This is a genomic window from Salipiger sp. D13 (assembly GCF_003703915.1).
Classification (GTDB): Bacteria; Pseudomonadota; Alphaproteobacteria; order Rhodobacterales; family Rhodobacteraceae; genus Salipiger; species Salipiger profundus.
The window spans coordinates 1-19,193 of record NZ_ML112592.1; the positions used below are offsets into that span (position 1 = coordinate 1).

Here is a 19,193-nt window from a genome sequence, read left to right on the forward strand (position 1 = left end):
CTGGCGACGCCGGCGCCCCGGCCCCCCGGCTCAGCGCCGCAAGCTCGGACCGAGCCGCGGCGGCCGTGGCGCCGGCGCTGGCAGGGGTCGTGGGCGGGGGCGCGAGGATGACTTCGTCGACGGAATCGACCTCCTGCCCGTCGCGGGTCATGCGCAGACGCAGCACGCGGGGCTCGGCTGCGGGCGGCAGATCGAGGAAGAGCGCGAAGCGGCCCGAGCGGTCGACGGGCTGCGGTGCGACATCGGGCTGCGGCACGCCGTCCAGCAGCACCGAGACCTGCGCCCCCGGCGGTGCGCTGCCCGCCACCAGCGTCTGTCCGGAGGGATCGGCGCGCACGAGGTCGAAACTCGGGGCATCGGGCGCCGCGGCCGGCGCCTCGGGGCGGTCCGCGTCGGCCGTCTCGGGGACGTCGCGCGTCTCCGGGGCATCGGGCGTCCGGGTCGCCACGGGAGCGTCGGGGGCGACCCTGGAGAGAGAGAGTCCGGCCGATGGCGCGTCCGCGTTCGAGGCCATGGCATGATCGGCTTGCGCTTTCGCGGTCTCCGACGGCGCCGCTTGCCGCCCCGCGGGGTCCGCATCCGTGGTTACGGGCGCGGGCTCCCCGGTCGAGGACGCCACGGCGGGCGCCGCCTCGGGGGCCTGCTCGGGCGATGTGACCGCCGGCGCCTCGTTTGCCTCCGGCTGCGGACGCACCAGCGACAACGGTTTCAAACCGGGGCCGATCGCGTCGCCAAGATACAGCAGCGCCACCAGAACGGCGGCGCAGAGAAGCACCCAGCCCAGAGCCCGTGACGTCATGTTCAATTCCCATCCCCGAACGCGCCAGATCGCGGCGCGGTTGAGAACGTATAACAATCCCGTTATCACCGGTCAAAACGGCAATTTTCCGCGAGTCCCCACATGCCCCCCAAATCCGTCTGCGTCTATTGCGGCTCGCGTCCAGGACGCTCCGCCGCCTATGCCCGTGCCGCCGAGGCGCTGGGACAGGGTCTTGCTGCCGAGAACTGGCGGCTGGTCTACGGGGCGGGGGATGTCGGGCTCATGGGCACCGTGGCGCGGGCGGCGCAAGCCAGCGGCGCCGAGACCTTCGGCGTGATCCCGACCCACCTGCTCAACCGCGAGGTCGGCAAGACCGACCTGACCCGCTTCATCATCACCGAGACGATGCACGAGCGTAAGAAGGTGATGGTGATGAACGCCGATGCCATCGTCGTGCTGCCGGGCGGCGCGGGCTCGCTCGACGAGTTCTTCGAGGTGCTGACCTGGCGCCAGCTCGGGCTTCACGACAAGCCCATCGTGCTGCTCGACTGCGAGGGGTTCTGGGGCCCGCTCAAGGCGCTGCTGCATCACATCGTCGACGAGGACTTCGCAGACGAGTCGCTGCTCGACTACGTGCAGAGCGCCGAGACCGCAGAGGGCGCGCTCGAGATCCTCCGGCGCGCGCTCTGCTGACGCGCCTGAGATCCTGCCCGGCAGCCCCCAACCGGAGCGCGACCGGGCAGCGGGCCGTCAGTCGATGGCGCGCAGCGTGCTGCCCTTCAGCTCTTCGCTGAACGGCACCGGCAGCGGATCGCGCCCGAGCCGCGCGCGGTAGACCGGAAGGCTCTCGGCCACGCGCATCACGTAGTTCCGGGTTTCGTTGAACGGGATCATCTCGATCCAGTCGATCACGTCGATCTCGCCCCTCCGGGGGTCGCCGAACTGGTCCATCCAGCGCAGCGGACGACCGGGGCCGGCGTTGTAGCCCGCCGCCATCATCACCGCGTTGCCGTCGAATCTCTGCGCCAGCCGCGCAAGGTAAGCCGCCCCGAGCCGGGCGTTGTAGGCCGGGTCCGCCGTGAGCGAGGCGGGGGAGTAGTCGATCCCGAGCCACCCCGAGACATCGCTGGCGGTGCCCGGCATGAGCTGCATCAGGCCGCGCGCGCCAGCGCCCGAGACCACCGTCGGGTCGAATTCCGATTCCCGCCGGGCGATGGCCAGAACCAGTTCCATGGGCACCGGGAAGTCGGTCTTCACGAGGTCGGGATGCAGCGCGTAATAAGGCCCCGGCAGTTCGATGCCGTAGCGCGCGGCGCGCTTGCCGACCATGACCTGCACGTGCGGGCGCCCCATTTCCTCGAGCATGTCGCCAAGCTGGCCGATCTGCTGGCGATCGAGCCCTTCGGCCAGATGCGTGAGGAAGCGCTCGCCGAGGTTCAACTCTCCGGCGGCGAGCAGCAGCACCGCCGCCTTGTAGACGCTCGAATCGACGAAGGGGGCCTCGCGCCAGTTGGGAAATTCCTCGTCGCCGGCAAGCGCCGGATCCGGCGCGACGCCGGCCCGTTCCGCCGCGAGCAGACCGTAGAACGACGTCTGGTAGCGCGCGCCCTGCATGTAGGCGGTCTCGGCCCCGGCTGCATCGCCCAGATCTTCGAGTGCCCGGCCGCGCCAGTAGCCGGCCCGTCCGAGCGAGATCGGCGTGTCCACCGCCTCGCCATGACCGCGGAAATGCCCCAGCGCCGTCTCGGGGTCGTCGAGGAAACGCAAGGCGATGAAGCCCGACAGCCATTCGAGGGCGGCGTAGCTCGTCCCCTCGGTCAGGTGATGCGTCGAGGCGACCTCGTAGGCCTGCCGGTAATTCCCCTCGAGCATCAGCTCGTGGGCGAGATCGTCGCGGCGCCCTGCCCAGGCCCATGGCTCGCCGAGCGTCTCGGCGCTCTTCGAATGCTCGAGCAGCAGCGAAATCGCGTCGGAATCCCGCCCCTTGCGGGTGCGCCAGAGGTAGCGCTCGTAGGCAAGGCCGGGGTCGTTGCGCATGTCCTCAGGCACCGCCGCGATCAGCCCGTCGACCCCGGGCACCATGTCTCGCAGGCCGATGCGGGCCTCGGCGAGCTTCTGCCACTCGTCGCTGACCAGCGGCATGATCGCACGGGCATTCGATTCCCAGCCCTGCCACAGCGCCATGTCGAGCCGCGCCTCGTGATGGTCGCGCAGCAGGTCGCCCCAATCCGCGAGGAAGGCCCGCCGCTCGTCGGCGGAAAGCGGCAGCGTGCGCCATGCCAGCACCACCTCGGCCTCGGCGGCGCCGGCCTCGCCCTCGGCCTGGTAGGCCCGCGCCAGCGCCAGGGCGCCGGCGCCGGTCTGCGGCCGGTAGCCGGCGAAGAAGGCCTTAACGATCCGGCTGTCGCCGGACTCGGAAATGGCGATCTCGCTCTTTTCCCGCAGGTAAGGCATGCCCGGCCAGTTCGGGTTGCGGGCGATGAAATCCATGATCTGCCCCGGGTCGCCCCGGCTGGCGCGAAGGTAATGCCACAGGATCACGTCGAGAGCCGCCTGCCCGTCGGCACGCGAATCGATCAGCGCGGCGGCCCAGTTGCCCTCGCGCATGTCCTGCATGGCTTGCGCCAGCGGCCGCTCCTGCTGGGCAGCCGCCGGTAAGCTCGTGATGATGAAGAGGAGGATGGCCCAGAGGCGCGACATGAGCTTGCAATTTCCGATGTGAGAAGGAATAGACGCGCTCCAGAGGATATCGCGCCGCCTCCATGCTTCAACTCACAATCATGGCAGGCGCGGATCTTTGCATACGTTAGGACAATGAAAAGGAGCGTGTCATGTTGAAAGGTTCAATGCCTGCCCTGGTCACGCCGTTCAAGGACGGCGCAGTGGATTTCGACACGCTCAAACGCCTCGTCGACTGGCACATCGAGCAGGGCAGCCACGGGCTCGTGCCCGTCGGCACCACCGGCGAGAGCCCGACGCTCAGCCACACCGAACACGAGGCCGTGATCGAATGCGTGGTCAAGGCGGTCGACGGACGAATCCCGGTGATCGCCGGCGCCGGCTCGAACAGCACCGACGAGGCGATCCGCTTCGTGCAGTTCGCCAAGGTGATCGGTGCGGATGCCGCGCTGGTGGTGACGCCCTATTACAACAAGCCGACGCAGGCGGGCATGTATGCGCACTTCAAGGCGCTGCACGACTGTGCCGAGATCCCGATCGTGATCTACAACATCCCCGGCCGCTCGGCGGTCGACATGCTGCCGGTGACCATGGGCGAGCTGGCGAAGCTGCCGCGCATCATCGGCGTGAAGGACGCGACCGGCGACCTCGCCCGTGTCAGCGCGCAGCGGATCACCTGCGGCAAGGACTTCCTGCAGATCTCGGGCGAGGACGCCACCGCGCACGGGTTCAACGCGCAGGGCGGCATCGGCTGCATTTCGGTCACCGCGAACGTCGCACCGAAGCTCTGCTCGGAGCTGCAGGAGGCGACGCTGGCCGGCGACTACGGCACCGCGCTCGAGATCCAGGACCGCCTGATGCCGCTGCACCAGTCGATCTTCGCCGAACCGGGGCTTTGCGGTGCGAAATACGCGATGTCCCGCATCGGCCTCTGCGAGGAAGAGATGCGCCTGCCTCTGCTGCCCGTCAGCGAGCCGGTCCGCGCGCTCATCGACAACGGCCTGCGCCACGCCGGCCTGCTGAACTGAAGGCGGCGCCGGGGTAACTGGCCCGAAGCGCCAACCGGATCGAGACGCGGCAGCCCCTGCCGCGTCTTTTTGTTTCCACTGGAAAGCGCCGCAGCACCGGCGGCAAAACGCCACCCTTCCCCTCCTGCCCGCGCCGTCTTTCCATCCGTCCGCGCAGAGGCTAGATCGGGGCAGGCAGGAAACGGGAGACCCCAATGCGGACAGTGGCCATCGTGGCGCTGATCACCTTCGTGATCGACCAGCTTTCGAAATGGGTCGTGGTGCATCTGATGGGGCTCGACACGCGGCTCGCCATCGACGTGCTGCCGCCGTTCCTGAACTTCCGCATGGCGTGGAACTACGGCATCAACTTCGGCCTGCTGAACGGCGGCGAGACGACCAAGTGGGTGCTGATCTCGGTGGCGCTCGGGATCGTGCTTTTCGTGCTGGTCTGGCTGCGCCGCGATCCGCCGGGCTGGCCCGGGCTCGTCGCGGGCGGGCTGCTTGTCGGCGGCGCCATCGGCAACGTCGTCGACCGCCTGCTTTACGGCGCGGTGGCGGACTTTCTCAACATGTCCTGCTGCGGCATCGAGAACCCCTTTGCCTTCAACGTGGCCGACATCGCGATCTTCGCGGGGGCGCTCGGGCTGGTGCTGCTGCCGGGCAAAAAACCGGGGAAAAACGGCACGTGACGCCACGCGGATCATACGTTAAAGCAGGACAGGGCAAGAACCGGAGGGTGGCAATGAAGCTGTCGCACATGGTGCTGATGACGGGGCTGATCGGGCTCGCCGCGTGTTCCGGCGACGAACGCGACATCCGTCTGCACGAGCTGCGCTCGAACAGCGGCCAGCCCGAGGAATTCGCCATCGTGCCGAACAAGCCGCTCGAGCAGCCGCCGAGCTACAACGCCCTGCCCACGCCTGCGCCCGGTGCCGCGAACCGTACCGACCAGACCCCCAAGGCCGACGCCGTGGCAGTGCTGGGCGGCAACCCCGCGCGCCTCGACGAGACCGCCGCCCCGCGTGGCGACGCGGCGCTGATCAACCGGGCCTCGCGCTACGGGCGGCAGGGCGACATCCGCGGTCAGCTCGCCTCCGAGGATCTCGCGTTCCGCAAGCGCAAGTCGATCTTCAACTGGAAGCTCGTCCCCGAGGACGAATACGACAAGGCCTACCGCGCGCAATGGCTCGACGCCTACGGCGTGCTCGATGCCTTCCGCCGCGCCGGTGTCCGCACGCCCTCTGCCCCGCCGGAAGGCTGGGAAGACTAGGCAGCGTCGCAGAGTGGGTTTGCAACCCACCTGCCCCGCCGTGGGCCGTGTTTCTGCCCTTGCCTCGAGGTTCGCCGCACTCCCGCGCGCCCTCCCGTCCGCATCACGATACCGCCAACGCCGCTTGCGTGGGCGCTGGCGTCGCGTAGGTTTGGGGAAGATACCGCAAACTGACCGGGGTTCGCCGATGAAGAAACTCGCCGCGGCACTTGCCGCTCTGTGCCTCACCGCGCTGCCGGTGCTGGCGCAGGACCAGGAGACCGAGGATCAGGTCACCACCTTCACGCTCGACAACGGGCTCGAGGTCGTGGTGATCGAGGACCACCGCGCGCCGGTGGTGTCGCACATGGTCTGGTATCGCGCCGGATCCGCCGACGAGACGCCCGGCTCTTCCGGGGTCGCGCATTTCCTCGAACATCTGCTGTTCAAGGGCACCGACACGCTCGATCCGGGCGAATTCTCCAAGATCGTGGCGCAGAACGGCGGCACCGACAACGCCTTCACCTCCTACGACCAGACGGCCTATTACCAGCGTGTCGCGGCGGATCGTCTCGGGCTGATGATGGAGATGGAGGCCGACCGCATGGTCAACCTCCGGCTCGACGAGGAGGACATCCTCACCGAGCGCGACGTCATCATCGAAGAGCGCAACATGCGGGTGGAGAACGACCCCTCGGCGCTCATGCGCGAGCAGCTGGGCGCGACGCTCTACCTCAACCACCGCTACGGCATTCCGATCATCGGCTGGCGCGACGAGATGGAGACGCTCGACCTCGACGCGGCCTATGATTTCTACCACCGCTTCTATGCCCCCAACAACGCAATCCTCATCGTGGCCGGCGACGTGACCCCCGATGAGGTGAAGGCGCTGGCCGAGGAGCACTACGGCCCGCTCGAGGCCAACCCCGAGGTCGGCGCCCCCCGTGCCCGTCCGCAGGAACCGGAGCAGACCGCCGAGCGGCGGCTGATCTTCCGGGACCCGCGCGTGGCGCAGCCCTACGTCATGCGCCGCTACCTCGCCCCCGAACGCGATCCCGGCGATCAGCGCGAGGCCGCGGCGCTCACCCTGCTCGACCAGGTGCTCGGCGGCGGGCAGACCTCGGTGCTGACGCGCGAGCTGCAGTTCGACCGCAAGGTCGCGGTCTACACCGGCGCCTTCTACGACGGCACCTCCTACGACGATTCGAGCTTCGGGCTCGTCGTGGTCCCCTCGACCGGCGTGAGCCTCGAAGAGGCCGAGGCCGCGCTCGACGAGACACTCGCCGACTTCATCGAGACCGGCGTCGACCCCGAGCAGCTCGAACGGATCAAGTTCCAGCTGCGCGCGGACCGCATCTATGCCCGCGACAACGTGCAGTCGCTGTCGCGCCGCTACGGCAGCGCCCTCACCTCGGGGCTGACGGTCGAGGACGTGCAGGCATGGCCCGAGGTGCTGCAGTCGATCACGCCCGAAGAGATCGTCGAGGCCGCGAAGAAGGTCTTCGACCGCAAGCAATCTGTCACCGGCTACCTGATGGCCGAGGAAACCGCCACGCCGATGAAGGAGGTCACCCAATGAAGCCGCTTCTCGCCCTCGCCTTCGGTCTCTGCGCCGCAACGCCCGTGCTGGCAGCCACCGACATCGAGACCGTCGAGACACCGGGCGGCTTCACCGCCTGGCTTGTCCAGGAGCCGTCGATCCCCTTCACCTCGCTCGAGATCCGGTTCCGCGGCGGCACCTCGCTGGACCCTGAGGGCAAGGAAGGCGCGACCAACCTGATGGTCGGGCTGCTCGAGGAAGGCGCGGGCGACTACGACGCGCGCGGCTTCGCCGAGGCGCGCGACGCGCTCGCCGCCGAGTTCAGCTACGATTCCAGCCCCGACACCGTGTCGGTCTCGGCGCGCTTCCTGACCGAGAACCGCGACGCGGCGGTCGACCTGCTGCGCGAGAGCCTCATCGAGCCCAGCTTCAGCGAGACCGCGATCGAGCGCGTGCGCCAGCAGGTGCTCACCTCGGTCCGCAGCGATGCCAAGGATCCCGACGCCATCGCCGACGCCCGCTTCGACGAGCTGGTCTTTGGCGACCACCCTTATGCCAACCACACGCATGGCACGGTGGACAGTGTCACCGCGCTCACCCGCGACGATCTCGTGGCGGCCCATGACGCGGCGCTTGCCCGCGACCGGGTCTACATCGCCGCCGCCGGGGACATCTCGCCCGAGGAACTGTCTTCGCTGATCGACGAGCTTCTCGGCGACCTGCCCGAGACCGGCGCCCCCCTGCCCGAGGATGTCGAGGTCAGCACCGAGGCGGGAACCACCGTCGTGCCCTTCGACACGCCGCAATCGGTGGCGGTCTTCGGGCACGCGGGCATCAAGCGCGACGATCCCGACTTCTTCCCCGCTTACGTGATGAACACCATCCTCGGCGGAGGCGGCTTCGAGGCGCGGCTTATGAAGGAGGTGCGCGAGAAGCGCGGGCTGACCTACGGCGTCTATTCCTACCTCGCGCCGATGGACCACGCCGAGCTCTACCTCGGCCGGGTCGCATCTGCCAACGACCGCATCGCCGAGGCCGTCTCGGTCATTCGCGACGAATGGGCCAAGATGGCCGAGGACGGCGTAACGCAGGAAGAGCTCGATCAGGCCAAGACCTATCTTACCGGCGCCTACCCGCTGCGGTTCGACGGCAACGGCCCGATCGCGCGGATCCTCGTGGGAATGCAGCTCGACGGGCTGACGCCGGACTACGTGAACACCCGCAACGACAAGGTCGAGGCCGTCACGCTCGACGACATCAACCGCGTCGCGGCACGGCTGATGAAGCCCGACGCGCTGCGCTTCGTGGTGGTCGGACAACCCGAGGGGCTGGACGAAACGCCGGGCTGACGGGCAGCATCCATCGGAATCTCCAGAAGGCGCCGGCGCATTGCTCCGGCGTCTTTCTTTTCCAAGCTTATGGCGCCGGACGGGTCACTCCCACGGCTGCTCGAACCGCAGCCAGCTGCCGTCGGGCTGCTCGCGGCGCGTGAAGAAATACGGCACCGCCTGCCAGCACAGCACCGCGTCGTCGAGGTTGTCGAGCGCCAGCGTGCCGGCGGTGGTCTCGACCAGAAGCAGCGCGTGGGCAAAGAGCTGCTCCTCGTGAAAGGCGATGGTGCAGGTCAGTGCCGCGCCCGGCAGGCCGCCCTCCATGAGCCGACGGCGCTTCTCGAGCACGAAGTCCTCGCAGTCACCCTCACCATCGTCCGGAAAGCTCCAGACCTCTTCGGCGCCGCCGCGCTCCTGGTCCGGCACGAAGCGGATCTCGCTGTTGACGCTCCGGTTGACCGAGACCAGCCGCGCGGCCAACGACCCAGACCACGGCAAAACCGGAGCGCCGTCGAGGTCGCAGGCACCGGGCTCCCGGGCGCAGAAATCCGCATAGGGGGCGGGCGCGCTTTCCACGCGCGCCACGGGAAGGGTCAGCGCCGTGCAGACCGAGGGAGCCTCGGCTGCCGCCGGCAAGGCGGACAGGCCCGCGACCAGCATCGCGGCAAGGATGCGACAGAACCCGGTCATCCTCACAGTCTACGCCGGCGCCTGCCCTGCGCCAACGTGCCGCTGTCCGTGAACGCGAAAAGGGCCGAGGCATTGCCCCGGCCCTCCGTATCGGTTTCGAACCGCCCCTGCGTCAGTGGCGGAAGTGGCGCATGCCCGTGAAGACCATCGCGAGGCCCGCCTCGTCGGCGGCGGCGATCACCTCGGCGTCGCGCATCGAGCCGCCCGGCTGGATCACCGTGGTCGCGCCTGCGGCGGCCGCTTCGAGCAGGCCGTCGGGGAACGGGAAGAACGCGTCCGACGCCACGGCCGAGCCCTTGGTGAGCGGCTCGGAGAGGCCAAGCGCCTCGGCCATGCGCTCGGACTTCTTGGCGGCGATCAGGGCCGAGTCCACGCGGCTCATCTGGCCAGCGCCGACGCCCACGGTCGCGCCGTCCTTGACGTAGACGATGGCGTTCGACTTGACATGCTTGGCCACCTTCCAAGCGAACAGCAGGTCCTGCATCTCGGCCTCGGTCGGGGCGCGCTTGGTCACCACCTTCAGCTCGTCGAGGCCGACCATGCCGGTGTCCTTGTCCTGCACGAGGAAGCCGCCCGAGACCTGCCGGAAGGTCAGCCCCGGCTCTGCCGGGTTGGCCATGCCGCCGGTGGTCAGCAGGCGCAGGTTCTTCTTCTTCGCGAAGATCTCGCGCGCAGCGTCGTCGGCGCCCGGTGCGATGACGACCTCGGTGAAGATCTCCGAGATCGCCTCGGCGGTCTCGACGTCGAGCTTGCCGTTCAGCGCCACGATGCCGCCGAAGGCCGAGGTGCGGTCGCAGTCAAAGGCCTTGCGGTAGGCCTCGAGCAGCGTCTCGCCCTTCGCCACGCCGCAGGGGTTGGCGTGCTTGATGATCGCACAGGCCGGGCCGTCGCCGGGCAGGAACTCCGACACCAGCTCGAAGGCCGCGTCGGTGTCGTTGATGTTGTTGTAGGACAGCTCCTTGCCCTGGTGCTGCGTGGCGGTCGCCACGCCCGGACGGTCGCTGCCGTCGCGGTAGAAGGCCGCCGCCTGATGCGGGTTCTCGCCGTAGCGCAGCGTCTGCGCCAGCTCGCCGGCAAAGGCGCGGCGGCGCGGGGCCGCATCGCCGAGCGCGCCGGCCATCCAGGTCGAGACCGCCGCGTCATAGGCGCCGGTGCGGGCATAGGCGGTCAGCGCGAGCTGCTGACGGAACGCGTAGGAGGTCGCGCCGTCGTTGGCATCGAGCTCGGCGAGCAGCGGCTCGTAGTCGGCGACGTCGGTCACCACGTTGACGAAACCGTGGTTCTTGGCCGCGGCGCGGATCATCGCCGGGCCACCGATGTCGATGTTCTCGATGCAGGTCGCGTAGTCGGCGCCCTTGGCGACGGTTTCTTCGAACGGGTAGAGGTTCACCACCAGCAGGTCGATCTCGGGGATGCCGTGGCCGGTCATCGCCTCGACATGCGCGTCGTTGTCGCGCAGCGCCAGCAGGCCGCCGTGGATGCGCGGGTGCAGCGTCTTGACCCGGCCGTCCATCATCTCGGGGAACTCGGTGACCTCGGCCACGTCCTTGACCGCGATGCCCTCGTCGCGGAGCGCGCGGGCCGAGCCGCCGGTGGAGAGGATCTCGATTCCCCGGTCGGCAAGCGCCCGGCCGAGGTCGATCAGGCCGGTCTTGTCGGATACGGAAATCAGCGCGCGGGAGACTTTGTGCAGGTCAGGCATACGGTTCGGGTTCCCAGGTCAGGTCAATGCGTCGGCTCCGCGTCCTCGGTGACCAGATCGCGCACCGCGATTGCGGTGTCCTGCGCCTTGGCCAGCGACCAGCGGATGCGCGTCGCATACTCCATCGCGCGACCGGATAAAACGACCTGTTTCGCGGCACGGGGCCGCAAACGGCCCTTTTCGAGGTAGACCGAGGGCTCGAGCGTCAGCTCGGTGGCCTGATCGGTGCGAAACACCCAGACCTCGCCCGAGCGCAGCGCCATCGACACCGCGTGGCCGCCCATGTCGAGCTCGGCGTCGACCTCGGGGTGCAGGTGGAAGCGCAGCTGCCATGGCAGGCCGGCAAGCCGGGCCTCGTCCATGCGCCGGTCGAAGCGCTTGCGGTCGGCGTCGTCGAGGGTCATCAACAGGTCTTCCCCGCTCAGGGAGCGCCCGTCGAAACCCAGTTCGAGCACCCTTGCATGGGTAAGCCCGTGGGTCCTGCGGTAGCCGTCATGCGCGCCTTCGAACCGCAGGCCGGTCCCGACATGGGTGATCTCGACCGGAACGCTTTCGGGGGCATCCTCGAGCAATTCGCGCTCGGCGCCACCCACCCGGCGCGGCGCGGACAGTCGCGCGCTGGAATAGCCGTCGAGGCAGAGCGTGGAATGCGACGGCGTCGCCCGCCCGGCGCGACGCCAGTCCTCGCCGAAGGCCGCGCCCGAGCCGCAGCTCACCACCAGCGGGCGCCGGCCCGAGGTCAGTTCGAAGGCAAGCGTCGAGGCATGCGCGTCGGCCGAGGCCGCGCCCCCCGGAGGCGGCGCCGCGTCGACGATCAGGCTCGTGCGCCCGCCCGAGAGCCGCGCGTAGCCCATCGCCAGCCCCTCGGCATGGCGCGCCCGCACGCCCGAGGCGGCAAGCGCCGTTTCGAGCCGCCCCTCAAGGCCCCTGCCCCCGCCCTGGAAACGCGCGAGCCCGCCGTCCGCGTGGCGCAGCCGGCGCAGGGTCGGCGCGATGCGGGCAATCGCGGCGAGATGCTCCTCGTCGGGCGTGCGGTCGGCATCCTCGAGCGCCGATTGCGCCCATGTCAGCAAGGTGAAGACCTCGAGCAGCTCCTCGGGGTTGCGGGTCGGGATGCCGCCCTGCGCGTCGACCTGCCGCGCGCATTCGGCGCCCAGCGCTTCGCGTGCGGGCTCGACGTGTGCGTCCATCCCCTCGAACGAGAGGCCGGCGTAGAGCAGCCCGGTCAGCGCCTCGAAACGCGGCAGCCCGGGGGCGGCGCTGTGCCAGCGGCGGCTGAGGAAGATCGTCTGCGCCGCGAGCGAACGGTAGAAGCGCGCGGACCGGTCCGGGTCGATGCCGCGCAGCACGAAGAGCGCGTGGTGGATCGCGCGGATGAGCCGCCGCCCCACGGCCTCGGGGGTCCAGCCGTCGCCGCGCCCGTTGCCGTAACGCTCGATCCAGCCCCAGAGCCAGTCCTGCGCCACCAGCCGCGCACGCGCGTCGCCCACCGCCGCAAGGTCGTCGAGCCAGCGAAACCCGTGGATTTCCTCTTCCCAGGCGGCGTCCGGCGGATCGATATCCCAGATCATCGCGCCCGGGGCCTCGACGAGGTGCCCCGCGAACATCAGGTTGCCGGCGCAGAGCTGGCGCCCCCGCGAATAGCTGCCGGTGCTGCGCGGCTCGGGCTGCGAGACAAAGGCGGTGGCAGGTCGGGCGCGCGCCGCCATGCGCGCGTGAAAGCGGTTCAGGAACCGCGTCGCCGCGGCGGACCAGCTTCCTTGTGTCGACATGCGCTCCCGTGCCCCTCGTCCGCGGAAATTGCGGCTGCGTTCGGCCGGAATCCTAACCAAGCGGTCACGTCAAGTCACCGTGCCGCGATGCGGCTTATTCGGGCTGATGCAGGATTGCCATGTAGAAGCCGTCCATGCCGCCCCGCGCGGCCCAGAAATCGGGACGAAGCCGCAACCCGCCTTCCGGCGAGCGCCAGTCGTCCTCGATCCCGGCGACCTCCGGGCGCATCACGGCCAGGCCGGGATGACGGGACAGCGCCTCCTCGATCTGGCATTCGCCCTCGTCGGGGATCAGCGAGCAGGTGCAGAACACCAGCCGCCCGCCGGGCGCCAGCAGCCCCAGCGCGTGGTCGATCATCGCCGCCTGCAGGCCGATCAGCTCCGAGATGCCGTCGCCCTGCTTCGCATGCGGCAGATCGGGGTGACGGCGGATGGTGCCGGTCGCGGAACAGGGCGCGTCGAGCAGGATCGCGTCGTAGCGGCCCTCGTGCTCGAGCGCGTCGCCCACCACCACCTCGGCCGCCAGCCCGGTGCGGGCGAGGTTGTCGCGCAGCCGCCCCATGCGGGCCTCGGAGAGGTCGAGCGCGGTGACCTGCGCGCCGGCGGCGGCGAGCTGAAGGGTCTTGCCACCGGGCGCGGCGCACATGTCGAGCACCCTCTGCCCCGACACATTGCCCAGGAGCCGCGCGGGCAGCGCGGCGGCGGCGTCCTGCACCCACCAGTCGCCGTCGGCGTAACCTGGCAGCGCCGTGACCTGCCCCGCCTCGCGAAGCCGCACCGAGCCGGTGGGCAGAAACTCGCCCCCGAGCGCTTCGGCCAGCCCCGCCGCGTCGCCGCGGGCGGTGAGGTCGAGCGGCGCGCCGGCGAGATGCGCGGCCTCCATCCCCGAGACAGCCTGCGGCCCCCAGGCCGAGACCAGCGGATCGCGCAGCCAGCGCGGCAGGCGCGGCACCCGCAGCTTGGCCCATTGGGCGGGACCGTCGTCGGCGACCTTGCGCAGCACCGCGTTCACAAGCCCTTTCATGCTCTGGGTCTTGCGGTCGGCCGAGACCGTCTGCACCGCCTCGTTCACCACGCCATGCGCGGCGCCGCCGGTGCAGAGCTCCCAGGTGCCGAGCCGCAGCACGTTGCGGACGAAGAGCGGCGGACCCTTGCGCAGATGCGGCTTCAGCACCCGGTCGCAGCGCTCGAGGTTGCGCAGCACCTCGGCGGTCATGCGCTGCGCGGCGGCCCGGTCGGCGGGCGCGAGCGCGTCCCACGCCGGGCCCGACATCGCCTCGGAGAGCAGGCGGCCCTGCCCGAGCACCTGTCCGAGCAGCGCGACGGCCTGCGCGCGGGCGGTGGGAATGGCGGCCATGGGTGTCTCCCGGGTTGTCTGGCTGGGCTGGCGGGCCCTATATCAGCAGGGTGAAGACGAGGAAAGCCGCCATGACCGACGAGACACCCGAGACATCCGACACTGCCACCCCAGCCACCGCGCCGGCCGCGACCGCACCGGCGAAGGAGCTGCCGCCCGCAGCACAGCGCGCGCTGGCCGAGGCCGAGGAACGCCGCAGGGCCGCCGCCGCCGAGGCGCCCGCGCCCAAGGAATACGGCGGCCGCGACGGGCTTGACCCGGCGCGCTACGGCGACTGGGAGAAGAAGGGCATCGCCATCGATTTCTGAGGGGTTGCGCGGGCCTCGCGGCCCGCGCCGTGGCAGGGGCTCTGCCCCTCTTGGCCTGCGGCCAATTCACCCCGAGGTATTTGGAAAGAGAAGAAGGGCGGGGCACCCGCCCCGGACCCTTCGGATGTGGTGCCGGTGGGCCGTGTCAGTCGTCGAGGCCCAGCACGTCGAGCATGTCGTATTCGCCGGGGCCCTTGTCCTGTCCCCAGAGCGCGGCCTTGAGCGCGCCACGGGCGAAGAGCGCACGGTCGGACGCGATGTGCTTGAGGCTGATGCGCTCGCCGGCGGTGGCAAAGATCACCTCGTGCTCGCCCACCACGTCGCCGCCGCGGAGCGCGTGGAAGCCGATATGGCCACGCTCGCGCTTGCCGGTGATCCCGTCACGGCCCCGGTCGGAGACCTCGGAGAGATCGACGCCGCGGCCTTCGGCCGCTGCCTCGCCCAGCATGAGCGCGGTGCCCGAGGGCGCGTCGACCTTCTGGTTGTGGTGGCTCTCGACGATCTCGATGTCCCAGTCGGCGTCGAGCGCGGCCGCGACCTGCCGGGTGACCCTGGTGAGCAGGTTCACGCCCAGCGACATGTTGCCGGCGCGCACGATCACCGCGTGGCGCGCGGCGACGTGGAGCTTCTTCAGGTCGTCCTCGGAGAGGCCGGTGGTGCCGATGACATGCACCGCGCGGGCCTGGGCGGCGAGTTCGGCGAAGGCCACCGTCGCCGCCGGCGCGGTGAAGTCGATCACCGCCTGCGCCTTCGCGAAGGCGTCGAGCGCGTCGTCGGTGACGATGACACCGTTTTCCGTGCCACCCATGCAGACGCCGAGATCGCGGCCCACCCAGGGGTGGCCCTCGCGCTCGAGCGCGCCCACCAGCGCCAGCCGTTCGCTCTTCTGCACCTCGCTTGCGAGCATCTGGCCCATGCGGCCCGACACGCCCGTTACCACGACACCCGGCTTCTCGGTCATCCTGTTCTCCGCCTTGCTTGTTCCGGCTCTCCTTAGCGCGCGGCGTCCTGCTTGGCAAAGGGGCGGCCGCGCACTAAGTGGGGATGCATGGCAAAGAACAGATTCCACGACGGGCCGGGGCCCAGCCAGCGGCAGCTCAGGGTCGGCGAACTCATTCGCCGGACGCTTTCGGACGTGCTGATGCGCGGCGATATCCATGACCCCGAGCTCAACCGGCTCTCGATCACCGTGGGCGAGGTCACCGTGTCGCCCGATCTCAAGGTCGCGACCGCCTACGTGGTGCCGCTCGGCGGCGGCCACGAGGACGAGATGTTCGAGCTGCTCAAGCGCAACAAGTCCGAGCTGCGCCGGGCGGTGTCGAAGAACATGACGCTGAAATACGCCCCCGAGCTGCGCTTCAAGCTCGACGAGACCTTCGACCGGCTCGACGAGACCCGCCGCATCTTCTCGCAGGACGCGGTGCGCCGCGACGTGGAGGAATAGGCGCCGTGCGCGGCCGGATCGCCGCCGCCCTTCTCGGTCTGATGGTCGCCGCCCCCGCCGGGGCGGTCACCTGCGAAGGCGCCGAGGACGCGGGCAACCGCTACACCGTCTGCACCGTGGATGCCGCGCAGGAGACCCTGCGGACCTTCCTCTACGATCCCGAGGGCGTGCCCTGGGGCCAGTTCGGCACGCTCGATGCGGCGCTGTCGGAGGACGGCAAGCGGCTCGCCTTCGCGATGAACGCGGGCATGTACCACGAGGACCGGGACCCCGTGGGCTACTACGTCGAGGACGGCGAGGAAGCGATGCAGGTGGTCTCGAACGCGGGGCCGGGCAACTTCGGCCTGTTGCCGAACGGGCTGCTGTGCATCCGCGATGACCGCGCGGACGTGATCGAGACCCGCGCCTTCCTGCGCCGCAAGCCCGAGTGCGATTACGCAACCCAGTCCGGGCCGATGCTGGTGATCGACGGCGCGCTGCACCCGCGTTTCTTCGCCGACAGCGACTCGCGCTACGTCCGCAACGGCGTGGGCACCTCGGACGACGGCACCCGCGCGGTCTTCGTGATTTCCGAGAACGCGGTGACCTTCCACGATTTCGCCAGCTTCTTCCGCGACACGCTGGAGATCGACCAGGCGCTGTTCCTCGACGGCAATGTCTCGCGGCTCTACGCGCCCGAGGCCGGGCGGCGCGATCTCGGCCGGACGCTGGGCCCCATCGTCGGCGTGGTGGAAGAGGCGCAGTAAGCGCCTCCCGGCCGCGCCCGCGCGGGCCATTGCGCCCCTTTCCCTTGCACCCCGGCCCCCGGCGGCCTACCTCCGAAGGCGACCCACCCGGAGGACACATGGCCCGACCACTCGACACCCTGACAGAGGCGCTGCTCGCCGCCGCCAAGGCCGCGGGAGCCGATTCCGCCGACGCGCTCGCCGTGCGCGGCAGCTCGATCGAGATCGACGTGCGGGGCGGCACGCTCGAACAGGCGGAGCGCTCGGAGGGGACGGACCTGGGGCTGCGGGTGCTGCTCGGCAAGCGGGTGGCCGTGGTCTCGGCCTCGGACGAGAAGGACGAGACGCTCACCGCCATGGCCGAACGCGCCGTCGCCATGGCCCGCGAGGCGCCCGAGGACCCGTGGGTCGGGCTTGCCGATCCTGACCAGCTTGCGCGCGACCGGGACGCCGGAGCGCTCGAGATGTATGACCCCGCGCCCGAGCCCGCCCCCGCCGAGCTGCAGCAGGATGCGGCCGAGGCCGAAGCGGCGGCGCTCGGCGTTGCGGGCATCGCGCAGGTGCAGTCGGCCTCGGCCGGCTACGGTCGGCGCGACGTGCACCTGGCCGCGACCAACGGTTTCTCGGGTGGCTACACGCGCAGTTCGCGGGCGCTGTCCTGCGTTGCCATCGCGGGCGAAGGGCTCGCGATGGAGCGGGACTACGACGGCGACAGCCGCACCTTCCAGGCCGAACTGCGCAGCGCGCAGGAGATCGGCCGCCGCGCCGCGGAACGGGCGCTCGAGCGGGTGAACCCGCGCAAGCCGAAGACTGGCGCCTACCCGGTGCTCTTCGACGAGCGCATCTCGGGCTCGCTCATCGCGCATCTGCTCTCCGCCGCCAACGGCGCCGCCGTCGCGCGCGGGGCCTCGTGGTTGCGCGGCGCGCTCGGCGAGGAGGTGCTGCCCCCGGAGCTGTCGCTGATCGAGGACCCGCACCGCCCGCGCATCTCGGGCAGCCGCCCGTTCGACGCCGAGGGCCTGCCCACGCAGCGCCGCGCCATCGTCGAGAACGGGGTGCTGAAGAGCTTCACGCTCGATCTCGCCAATGCCCGCAAGCTCGGCATGGCGCCCACCGGCAACGCCGCGCGCGGGACCAGCGGCGGGCCGTCGCCGAGCCCGTGGAACATCGCGCTGACGCAGGGTGAGAAGAGCCGCGCCGACCTGATTGCCGAGATGGGCACCGGGCTCATCGTGACCTCGATGATCGGCGCGACGATCAACCCCAACACCGGCGACTACTCGCGCGGGGCCGCCGGCATCTGGGTCGAGAACGGCCAACCCGCCTACCCGGTGTCGGGCGTCACCATCGCCGGCAACCTGCGCGACTTCCTGCGTCGCATGACCCCCGCGAACGACGCGCGACCGTGGCTGTCGCGGGTGGTGCCGTCGCTGCTGGTGGAGGGGCTCACCCTTGCCGGAGAGTGATCTTGCCCTGCTGAGCCGCGCGGCGCAGGCCGCGGCCGAGACCGCGACACGCTACATCGGCGCCGAGATGAACGTGCGCCACAAGGCCGCCGACGGCAGCCCGGTGACCGATGCCGACATGGCGGTGAACACCGTGCTCGCCGATATCCTGCGCGCCGCGCGCCCCGGCTACGGCTGGCTCAGCGAGGAAAGCGCCGACGATCCCGACCGGCTGGGCGCCGAGCATGTCTTCATCGTCGACCCGATCGACGGCACCCGCAGCTTCATCGAGGGCTCGGACAGCTGGTCGCATTCCCTGGCCGTCGCGCGCGATGGCGAGATCACCGCGGCGGTGGTCTTCCTGCCGATGCGCGACAAGCTCTACAGCGCCGCCCGTGGCGAGGGCACCCGGCTGAACGACGCGCCCGTGCAGGCAAGCGACGTGCCGGCGCTTGCCTCGGCGCATGTGCTGGCGACGCGGCCCACGCTCGCGCCCGAGCACTGGCGCGCCAGCACCCCCGAGATCCGCCGGAGCCACCGTCCCTCGATCGCCTACCGGCTCGGGCTCGTGGCCGAAGGGCGCTTCGACGCCATGTTCACCTTCCGCCAGTCCTGGGAGTGGGACATCGCCGCCGGTGCGCTGCTGCTCTCCGAGGCCGGCGCGCGGCTTACCGACCGGCGCGGCGCCCCGATCCGGTTCAACGCGGCCCGGCCCCTGCACGACGGCGTCGTCGCCGCGAATCCCGCCCTGCACGACGACATCCTCGCCCAGCTCCGGCCCGACCACTGAGCCGCCGCGGATAAACGGCAATCGGTCCGCCGGGCGTCCGGAAATGTGGCGACAGAGGCCCCGGCCCGCGGCACCGGACGCTGTGCGCTTGACGCGGCGGGGCAAGATCGTAGGTTGCGCGCATCATCGCGAGAAAGGACAGAGCATGGTTCAGAGACTGCACCTCGTCTTCGGCGGCGAACTCGTGACCCCGGAAAAGAACGTGTTCAAGAACGTCGACGACCTGCACATCGTCGGCATCTTCCCCGACTACGCCAGCGCCCATGACGCCTGGAAGGCCGAGGCCCAGAAGACCGTCGACAATGCCCACATGCGTTACTACATCGCGCATCTGCATCGCCTGCGTGACGAGGAGACCGAGGCCTCGACCACCGAGGAACTCGGCTGAGCC

General features: G+C 70.1%; 18 protein-coding genes and 1 pseudogene. 12 read left to right on the forward strand and 7 right to left on the reverse strand.

What is annotated here, in order from left to right:
• A pseudogene (locus D6860_RS25200) lies at positions 1–799 on the reverse strand (hypothetical protein); the annotation flags it as partial.
• A 102-nt stretch (positions 800–901) separates the two neighbouring features.
• Here D6860_RS25200 and D6860_RS06710 point away from each other — a divergent pair.
• Positions 902–1,453 carry an LOG family protein gene (locus tag D6860_RS06710; RefSeq protein ID WP_076622093.1) on the forward strand — a complete coding sequence of 184 codons (552 nt, stop codon included), beginning with the start codon at positions 902–904 and terminating at the stop codon, positions 1,451–1,453.
• Between the two features lie 57 nt (positions 1,454–1,510).
• On the opposite strand, the gene D6860_RS06715 is transcribed toward D6860_RS06710, so the two are convergent.
• Positions 1,511–3,460 carry a lytic transglycosylase domain-containing protein gene (locus D6860_RS06715; RefSeq protein ID WP_076622094.1) on the reverse strand — a complete coding sequence of 650 codons (1,950 nt, stop codon included), beginning with the start codon at positions 3,458–3,460 and terminating at the stop codon, positions 1,511–1,513.
• Positions 3,461–3,591: 131 nt separating this feature from the next.
• Here D6860_RS06715 and dapA point away from each other — a divergent pair, with 131 nt between their 5' ends.
• From dapA to D6860_RS06740, 5 genes are all read left to right on the forward strand, one after another.
• Positions 3,592–4,467: a 4-hydroxy-tetrahydrodipicolinate synthase gene (gene dapA / locus D6860_RS06720; RefSeq protein WP_076622095.1), complete on the forward strand. Its 876-nt coding sequence runs from the start codon at positions 3,592–3,594 to the stop codon at positions 4,465–4,467.
• A gap of 194 nt (positions 4,468–4,661) precedes the next feature.
• Positions 4,662–5,138: a signal peptidase II gene (lspA, locus tag D6860_RS06725; RefSeq protein WP_017467525.1), complete on the forward strand. Its 477-nt coding sequence runs from the start codon at positions 4,662–4,664 to the stop codon at positions 5,136–5,138.
• Positions 5,139–5,191: 53 nt separating this feature from the next.
• The gene (locus D6860_RS06730; RefSeq protein ID WP_017467526.1) at positions 5,192–5,719 is read left to right on the forward strand and encodes a DUF3035 domain-containing protein; all 528 of its coding nucleotides are present in this window, start codon (positions 5,192–5,194) and stop codon (positions 5,717–5,719) included.
• Between the two features lie 187 nt (positions 5,720–5,906).
• On the forward strand, positions 5,907–7,277 hold the full coding sequence (locus D6860_RS06735; protein WP_076622096.1) for a M16 family metallopeptidase: 1,371 nt from the start codon (positions 5,907–5,909) through the stop codon (positions 7,275–7,277).
• Complete coding sequence (locus D6860_RS06740) at positions 7,274–8,587, forward strand: M16 family metallopeptidase (RefSeq protein WP_076622097.1); 1,314 nt, start codon at positions 7,274–7,276, stop codon at positions 8,585–8,587. Before D6860_RS06735 ends, D6860_RS06740 begins: the two co-directional genes overlap by 4 nt.
• 84 nt (positions 8,588–8,671) lie before the next feature.
• Here the strand turns inward: D6860_RS06740 and D6860_RS06745 are convergent, their stop codons facing one another.
• The 4 genes from D6860_RS06745 to D6860_RS06760 form a co-directional block, all read right to left on the reverse strand.
• Positions 8,672–9,259: a transglutaminase-like cysteine peptidase gene (locus D6860_RS06745; protein WP_083697724.1), complete on the reverse strand. Its 588-nt coding sequence runs from the start codon at positions 9,257–9,259 to the stop codon at positions 8,672–8,674.
• Between the two features lie 112 nt (positions 9,260–9,371).
• Positions 9,372–10,961 carry a bifunctional phosphoribosylaminoimidazolecarboxamide formyltransferase/IMP cyclohydrolase gene (gene purH / locus D6860_RS06750; protein WP_076622098.1) on the reverse strand — a complete coding sequence of 530 codons (1,590 nt, stop codon included), beginning with the start codon at positions 10,959–10,961 and terminating at the stop codon, positions 9,372–9,374.
• Between the two features lie 23 nt (positions 10,962–10,984).
• The gene (locus tag D6860_RS06755) at positions 10,985–12,733 is read right to left on the reverse strand and encodes a heparinase II/III family protein (protein ID WP_093411763.1); all 1,749 of its coding nucleotides are present in this window, start codon (positions 12,731–12,733) and stop codon (positions 10,985–10,987) included.
• A gap of 94 nt (positions 12,734–12,827) precedes the next feature.
• Complete coding sequence (locus D6860_RS06760; protein ID WP_076622099.1) at positions 12,828–14,090, reverse strand: RsmB/NOP family class I SAM-dependent RNA methyltransferase; 1,263 nt, start codon at positions 14,088–14,090, stop codon at positions 12,828–12,830.
• 71 nt (positions 14,091–14,161) lie between these two features.
• On the opposite strand from D6860_RS06760, the gene D6860_RS06765 reads away from it, so the two are divergent.
• Positions 14,162–14,398, forward strand: coding sequence for a DUF1674 domain-containing protein (locus tag D6860_RS06765; protein ID WP_076622100.1), 237 nt, complete (start codon positions 14,162–14,164; stop codon positions 14,396–14,398).
• A gap of 145 nt (positions 14,399–14,543) precedes the next feature.
• Here the strand turns inward: D6860_RS06765 and dapB are convergent, their stop codons facing one another.
• Positions 14,544–15,359 (reverse strand): 4-hydroxy-tetrahydrodipicolinate reductase, encoded by an 816-nt coding sequence (gene dapB / locus D6860_RS06770; protein WP_076622101.1) that lies wholly within the window; start codon positions 15,357–15,359, stop codon positions 14,544–14,546.
• Positions 15,360–15,446: 87 nt separating this feature from the next.
• Here dapB and rbfA point away from each other — a divergent pair, with 87 nt between their 5' ends.
• The 5 genes from rbfA to D6860_RS06795 all read left to right on the forward strand — a co-directional run bounded on the left by rbfA (position 15,447) and on the right by D6860_RS06795 (position 19,190).
• Positions 15,447–15,842 carry a 30S ribosome-binding factor RbfA gene (gene rbfA, locus D6860_RS06775; protein WP_017469257.1) on the forward strand — a complete coding sequence of 132 codons (396 nt, stop codon included), beginning with the start codon at positions 15,447–15,449 and terminating at the stop codon, positions 15,840–15,842.
• Positions 15,843–15,847: 5 nt separating this feature from the next.
• The gene (locus D6860_RS06780) at positions 15,848–16,588 is read left to right on the forward strand and encodes a phosphodiester glycosidase family protein (protein ID WP_083697725.1); all 741 of its coding nucleotides are present in this window, start codon (positions 15,848–15,850) and stop codon (positions 16,586–16,588) included.
• A gap of 98 nt (positions 16,589–16,686) precedes the next feature.
• Entirely contained in the window at positions 16,687–18,033 is a 1,347-nt protein-coding gene (locus tag D6860_RS06785; protein WP_076622102.1) for a TldD/PmbA family protein, read from the forward strand.
• Entirely contained in the window at positions 18,020–18,802 is a 783-nt protein-coding gene (locus tag D6860_RS06790) for an inositol monophosphatase family protein (protein ID WP_076622103.1), read from the forward strand. The genes D6860_RS06785 and D6860_RS06790 overlap by 14 nt, the downstream gene beginning before the upstream one ends.
• 145 nt (positions 18,803–18,947) lie before the next feature.
• Positions 18,948–19,190, forward strand: a complete 243-nt coding sequence (locus D6860_RS06795; RefSeq protein WP_076622104.1) for a DUF4170 domain-containing protein — start codon at positions 18,948–18,950, stop codon at positions 19,188–19,190.
• Positions 19,191–19,193 lie beyond the last annotated feature (3 nt).